The 6,337-nt window shown below is 64.9% G+C and carries 7 protein-coding genes; all 7 read right to left on the reverse strand.

From position 1 onward, the window contains the following. Nucleotides 1–521 (reverse strand): FGGY family carbohydrate kinase (locus tag AC4FAH_RS09740; protein WP_490245956.1); only part of this gene is annotated, 521 nt, incomplete at its 3' end. A 24-nt stretch (nucleotides 522–545) separates the two neighbouring features. Then, entirely contained in the window at nucleotides 546–1,247 is a 702-nt protein-coding gene (locus AC4FAH_RS09745) for a nucleoside/nucleotide kinase family protein (RefSeq protein ID WP_324692034.1), read from the reverse strand. A gap of 59 nt (nucleotides 1,248–1,306) precedes the next feature. Continuing rightward, nucleotides 1,307–2,152, reverse strand: a complete 846-nt coding sequence (locus tag AC4FAH_RS09750; RefSeq protein ID WP_153635406.1) for an L-iditol 2-dehydrogenase — start codon at nucleotides 2,150–2,152, stop codon at nucleotides 1,307–1,309. A 21-nt stretch (nucleotides 2,153–2,173) separates the two neighbouring features. Then, complete coding sequence (locus tag AC4FAH_RS09755) at nucleotides 2,174–2,884, reverse strand: HAD family hydrolase (protein WP_288990102.1); 711 nt, start codon at nucleotides 2,882–2,884, stop codon at nucleotides 2,174–2,176. Nucleotides 2,885–2,925: 41 nt separating this feature from the next. Next, on the reverse strand, nucleotides 2,926–4,173 hold the full coding sequence (locus AC4FAH_RS09760) for an ABC transporter ATP-binding protein (RefSeq protein WP_287020398.1): 1,248 nt from the start codon (nucleotides 4,171–4,173) through the stop codon (nucleotides 2,926–2,928). A 208-nt stretch (nucleotides 4,174–4,381) separates the two neighbouring features. After that, nucleotides 4,382–5,266, reverse strand: coding sequence for a carbohydrate ABC transporter permease (locus AC4FAH_RS09765; RefSeq protein ID WP_043334580.1), 885 nt, complete (start codon nucleotides 5,264–5,266; stop codon nucleotides 4,382–4,384). 31 nt (nucleotides 5,267–5,297) lie between these two features. Next, nucleotides 5,298–6,185 carry a carbohydrate ABC transporter permease gene (locus AC4FAH_RS09770; RefSeq protein ID WP_043334545.1) on the reverse strand — a complete coding sequence of 296 codons (888 nt, stop codon included), beginning with the start codon at nucleotides 6,183–6,185 and terminating at the stop codon, nucleotides 5,298–5,300. Between the last annotated feature and the right edge of the window lie 152 nt (nucleotides 6,186–6,337).

Raw genomic sequence — 6,337 nt, forward strand, 5'->3', positions numbered from 1 at the left:
TATTCGGCGACGCGCTCGCCGGTCAGCCAGAAGTTGAGATAGTCATGCGGCAGCAGGATGCTGGCGATGCGCTGGTAGCGCTCGGGATGCTGCTCACGCAGCCAGGCGAGCTTGGAGGCGGTGTAACCGGTCTGCAGCACCAGGCCGAGCGTCTCCAGACAGCCCGCCTCACCTCCCAGCGCCGCGATCAGTGCGGCATTGTGCTCGCTGGTCTCGGTGTCACACCACAGCTTGGCCGGATGGAGCGGCACACCGGCCGCATCCAGCACCACCATGCCATGCTGCTGACCGGACACTCCGATCGCCGCGATGCGCTGCGGGTCCAGCCGCGAGTCGGCCAGTGCATCAGCGAAGGCGCCCTCAAGCGCCGCCACCCAGTCCTGCGGATCCTGCTCGCGGCGTCCGTTGGCACCTTCCTGCAGCGCATGACTGCGCTGGCCCTGGGCCACGATGCTGCCGCAGGCCGGATCGACGATCACCACCTTGGTACTCTGAGTCCCACAATCAACGCCTACCCACATGGGGCTCTCCCTGCCATCCGTCATTCAGCTGTCTTCCCCATCGGGGCCGATGGGGGCATTCGCGAGGCGCCAACGCCAGTCAGCGTTGAGCGAGTCCTGCTTGATCAGGTGCGCGTTGAGCATGTCCTTGTGATGGGTGCGCTCGTGGGCACCGCGGGCATCCTGGCCCATCTCGCGCCAGCGATGCAACAGACGCGGCACCAGCACCTCATCCTCGATATCCAGAAAGATGCTGATGTCGAACAAGCCGAGCAGCGCGTCCCAGGGCGCGTGGCGCAGCAGCAGATAGTTGCCCTCGACCAGCACGATGCGATGGTGAGTCTCGACCACGCGGCCACCGGCACGTGCCAGGTCCAGCGGGCGATCGAAGACCGGCACGGCAACCGGGCCATCATCGGCGCGCACCCTGACGAGATCATGATAGAGCCCGCGCGCATCGAAGGTCTCCGGTGCGCCCTTGACGTAGAGCAGGCCCTGCGGCGCCAGCACGGCGTTGTCGTAGTGATAGCCATCCATCGGCACCACCACGGCGATGCCGGGTTCCAGCGCATTGAGGGTCTCGCACAGGGATTCCGACAACGTCGACTTGCCAGCCGCCGGCGGGCCGGCGAGGGCCACGATGGTACGTGTGCGCTGACTGGAGGCGTGCTCCGCCAGCACACGGCTGGCCATGTCGTCCAACGAGGGCGACATGTGGGCCAGGCGAGAATCGGGTAAAGATGTCACGTGACTACCTCATTCATGGATGCGCACCCTTGCAGCGGGACGGAAGGTGTCTCTCATCCTTAGCTCATCCAGTTGCCACCGTCGACATTGAGTGTCTGGGCGACGACGAAATCGCTGTCTTCACAGGCCAGAAATACCGCGGCGCCGGCGTGGTCATCCGGAAGCCCCATGCGTCCATAGGGTACCGCCTCACCGACCAGACGTTTCTTCTCGCCCAGCGGGCGCTGTTCATGATGGGCGAACAGCGCATCGACCTGATCCCACATCGGCGTGTCGACCACGCCCGGCGCGATGCCATTGACATTGATGCCATGGCGGATGAGATCAAGCCCGCAGGACTGGGTCAGGCTGATCACGGCAGCCTTGGAGGCACAATAGGCGCTGACCAGCGCCTCGCCGCGTCGTCCGGCCTGCGAGGCCATGTTGATGATCTTGCCGCCCTGCCCGCGCTCGACCATCGTTCTGGCCACCGCCTGCAGAGTGAAGAACAGGCCCTCGACATTGACCGCCAGCTGGTGGCGCAGCATGCCCTCGCTGACCTCCAGCACCGGCGCCATGGCGAAGACGGCGGCATTGTTGACCAGGATATCGATCGGCCCCAATTGTGCCTGCACGCATTCCAGCATGCTCTGACGCGAGACGCTCGACGTCACGTCCAGCGTCACCGCCAGGACGCGTGCCTGTGGCCCGGCCTGCTCGCGCAGCTGCTGGGCGGCGCGCTCCGCCGCCTCGCCGTTGATGTCCGCCAGCGCCACATAGGCGCCTTCGGCGACATAGCGAGTGGCGATGGCCAGGCCGATACCGCCCGCAGCGCCGGTGACCACCGCCACCTTGCCGGCGAGTCGGGCGCTGCGCGGCGAGGTCAACGGCTCACTATTATTGGCCGACTCGGATAGCGTCTGCATGTTGTCACCCCCTGACGGTGCTCATGTGGCGCTCAGGTCGCTGGCCTGACCGATACGCAGCTGACTGATCAGACCACTGACCTCCTCCATGCTCGCACGGCTCTGCCAGGCACCCGCCTCCAGCTGACGCTGGGCGTGGCCCGGCGGAATATGCCCGGCGCCGGTGAAGCCGATCACGCGCAGACCGGCCGCGACCGCCGCGCTGACGCCGGCGAGGCTATCCTCGATCACCACGCACTGCTGGACATCGCGCCCCAGCTGACGCAGCGCCAGCTGATAGACGTCCGGCGCGGGCTTGGGTCGCGCGACCTGCTCGGCCGTGAAGAGCGGCACCGAGCCCAGCCAGCGATCCAGACCGGTGGCGGCCAGCGAGGCGCGCACCCGCCGCTCGGCGCTGTTGGAGACGATCGCCACGGCCACGCCATTCGCCAGCAGCCCGCCAAGCAGTTCCGCCATGCCGGTGATGGGCGCAAGTTCCTTCGCCAGACGTGACTCGATGGCGTGGTCGATGCGCTCCATCGCCTGCGGCGGCAGGGTGTGAGCGCTCATGGCCTCCAGATGGCCAAGGATGGCCTCGGTGGTCATGCCCAGCGCCGCGCGCAGCTCAGCCTCGGTGTCGAGGTCCGGCAGCCATTCACCCAGCTGACGCGACAGCTCCTCCTCGGCCAGCACTTCGCTGTCCACCAGCACGCCGTCACAATCGAAGATCACCTGCTGCAAGGGTGTACTCATCTCATCATCCTCTCTGGCTTCCCGATTCGCGGCTGCGCGGTTCATGCGCGGGCTTCCTGTGCGGCGCTGGCACTGGACAGGGAATTGTCCTGACGCGTCAGGCTGGTCAGCGGGTGACGGTTGAGATTCTGCAGCGCCAGCCCTTCACGGGTGAAGAGGTGCGCACGCTCGGTATCGAAGCCGTAGCGGATGCTGTCACCCACGCGGCTGTTGACGTCGCCATCCGCCATCAGGATCCAGCCGCTGTCGGACTGCTCGTCGGACTTGAGGCCGCCGATCGGCGCATCGCCGGAACCATCCGGAGTCGCCAGGTACAGGGAGGTCACCCCGCCCAGACGCTCGATGACCTGAACCTGGCCGCTGAACGGGCCTTGCGCGTCGAGCATCAGGTGCTCGGGGCGCACGCCCAGCGTCAGGCTGTCGCCGACGATGACCGAGGCGCCATCTTCGGTCTGGCTCGCCACCGGAATCAGGCGCTCGCTGCCGTCGGGCAGGCGCACCGTGACACCCTCGCCGGCCACGCCAGTGACGGTGATGTCGAGGAAGTTCATCTTCGGCGAGCCGATGAAACCGGCCACGAAGCGGTTGCGCGGGTGATGGTAGAGCTCCATCGGCGAGCCGACCTGCTCGACCACGCCGCCCTGCAGCACGACGATCTTGTCGGCCATGGTCATGGCTTCGACCTGGTCGTGGGTCACGTAGATCATGGTCGCCTTGAGCTCGGCATGCAGGCGCGCCAGCTCGATGCGCATCTGCACACGCAGCGCGGCATCCAGGTTGGAGAGCGGCTCATCGAACAGGAAGATGCTCGGGTTGCGCACGATGGCGCGACCGATGGCGACACGCTGGCGCTGACCACCGGAGAGTGCCTTGGGCTTGCGGTCCAGCAGCGGCCCGAGCTGCAGCACCTCGGCGGCGGCGTTGACCTTCTCGGCACGCTCTTCCTTGGAGACGCCGGCGAGCTTGAGGCTGAAGCCCATGTTCTCGCCCACCGTCATGTGCGGATAGAGCGCGTAGCTCTGGAACACCATCGCCAGGCCGCGCTCGGCCGGGCCGATATCGTTCATACGCTTGCCATCGATCAGGATGTCACCGGAGGTCGCGTTCTCGAGACCGGCGATCATGCGCATCAGCGTGGACTTGCCGCAACCGGACGGGCCGACGAAGACCACGAATTCCTGGTCCTTCACTTCCAGATCGACTCCCTTGATGACCTGGGTGGTGGAGGCGCTGGCGCCGCTGCCAGAGGTGAATTCCTTGACGATGTTCTTGAGCGTGAGTGTGGACATGGGAAGTTTCCTTATCCGCACCTGCCCGAGGGCAGGTGATGGCAAATTTGGGTGGCATGGCAAGGGTGCAACATGCGTGTGGCTCTCGGCCGCCTGCGCTGATCTGCTATCAGTCAATGTTCATCAGGCAATGTTCATCAGCCAATGTGGCGCAGGCGGCGTACCTCTCTGTGGCTGACGCGTCTTGCGTGTCTCTGACTGGCGCGGGTTACTTGACGGCGCCGAAGGTCAGGCCGCGTACCATCTGCTTCTGGGTCATCCAGCCGAAGATCAGGATCGGCGCGATGGCGAGCGTGGAAGCCGCGGAAAGCTTGGCCCAGAACAGCCCCTCAGGACTGGAGAAGGACGCGATGTAGGCGGTCAGCGGTGCGGCGTTGGAGGTGGTCAGGTTCAGGCTCCAGAACGCCTCGTTCCAGCTCAGGATCACGCACAGCAGACCGGTGGAAGCGATGCCCGGCAGGGTCAGCGGCAGCAGCAGGTGGAAGATCTCCTGCAGGGTGCTGGCGCCATCCATGCGACCGGCTTCGAGGATGTCCTTGGGAATGTCCTTGAAGAAGGTGTAGAGCATCCAGACCACGATCGGCAGGTTCATCAGCATGTAGATGATGATCAGGCCGGTGCGGCTATCCAGCAGGCCCAGATCGCGGAAGATCAGGTAGACCGGCAGCAGCACGCCCACGGACGGCAGCATCTTGGTCGACAGCATCCACAGCAGTGTCCCCTGGGTGCGCTTGGTGGGCAGGAAGGCCATCGAGTAGGCGGACGGAATCGCGATCAGCAGCGCCAGCAGCGTTGCCCCGAGCGAGATCACCACACTGTTGAGGGCGTACTTGAAGTAGTCCGCACGTGCCTGGATCTCGATATAGCCCTCGACGCTGGGCGTGAAGAACAGGCTCGGCGGCGTGGCGATCGCCTCGGCCTCGGTCTTGAAGCTGGTGAGGATCATCCAGAAGATCGGGAAGAACATCACCAGCGCGATGGTCCAGGCCACCAGGGTCAGGACAAGCTTCTTGTTGATCACGCTGCGGCGCGCGCGACTGGCGCTGACGGCAGCGCTGGCGGCGGCCACGGAATTGGAAGTTGAAGTCGACATCATTAAGTCTCCCTGTGCTGAGCGCTTGTCATCAGTTCTCGAGATTCTTGGCGACGGTACGCACCAGGAAGAAGGCCACGATATTGGCCAGGATGATGGCGATCACGCCACCGGCGGAGGCACCACCCACATCGAAGTCCAGCAGGGCGCGGATGTAGATCAGGTACGCCAGGTTGGTCGAGGCAAGCCCCGGGCCACCGGAGGTGGTGACGAAGATCTCGGCGAAGATGGTCAGCAGGAAGATCATCTCGATCATCACCACCACGCTGATGGCACGCTTGAGGTGCGGCAGGGTGATGTAGAAGAAGATTGCCACCGGCCCTGCCCCGTCCATGCGCGCCGCCTCGACCTGGTCGTCATCGAGTGACTGGATGGCAGTCAGCAGGATCAACACCGCGAACGGCAGCCACTGCCAGGTGACGATGATCACGATGGAGGTCAGCGGCAGGCTGGCGAACCAGTCGATGGCCGGCAGACCGAACAGCCCGGCGACCCAGGCGAGAATGCCGTTGACCGGGTGCATCATCATGTTCTTCCACACCAGGGCACTCACGGTGGGCATGATGAAGAATGGCGCGATCACGAACAGGCGCGCGACGCCGCGGCCGAAGAATTCCTGCTGCAGCAATACCGCCAGCAGCGTGCCGCCGACCACGGTGGCGACCAGCACCCAGCCCACCAGCAGCAAGGTGTTGCCCATGGCGGTCCACAGGGACGGGTCGGTCAGCAGGTAGTAATAGTTGTCGACGCCGGCAAAGCCGGACACCGACGGCATCATCAGGTTGTAACGCTGGAAGGAGAACCACAGGGTCATGACCAGTGGTACCAGCATCCACATCAACAACAGGCTTACGGCTGGGGCTTGCAGCGACAGGGTTCGCAATCCCCCGACGGTGCGTCCGGATGCTCTCGTGCGCATGGTGAGTCCTTCGATACGGTGAGGAAGTCAGGCAATGCGGTGGGCTTCAGGCCGAGGCTCCCCGTGCCACGCCGCGAGGGCGTTGCAGGAATCTCGAGAGGAAGGGGGTACCGCGGGTGCCGGACGGGGCTCCCGCCGTGCTTCGAGTCAAT

Source organism: Cobetia sp. (assembly GCF_983723665.1).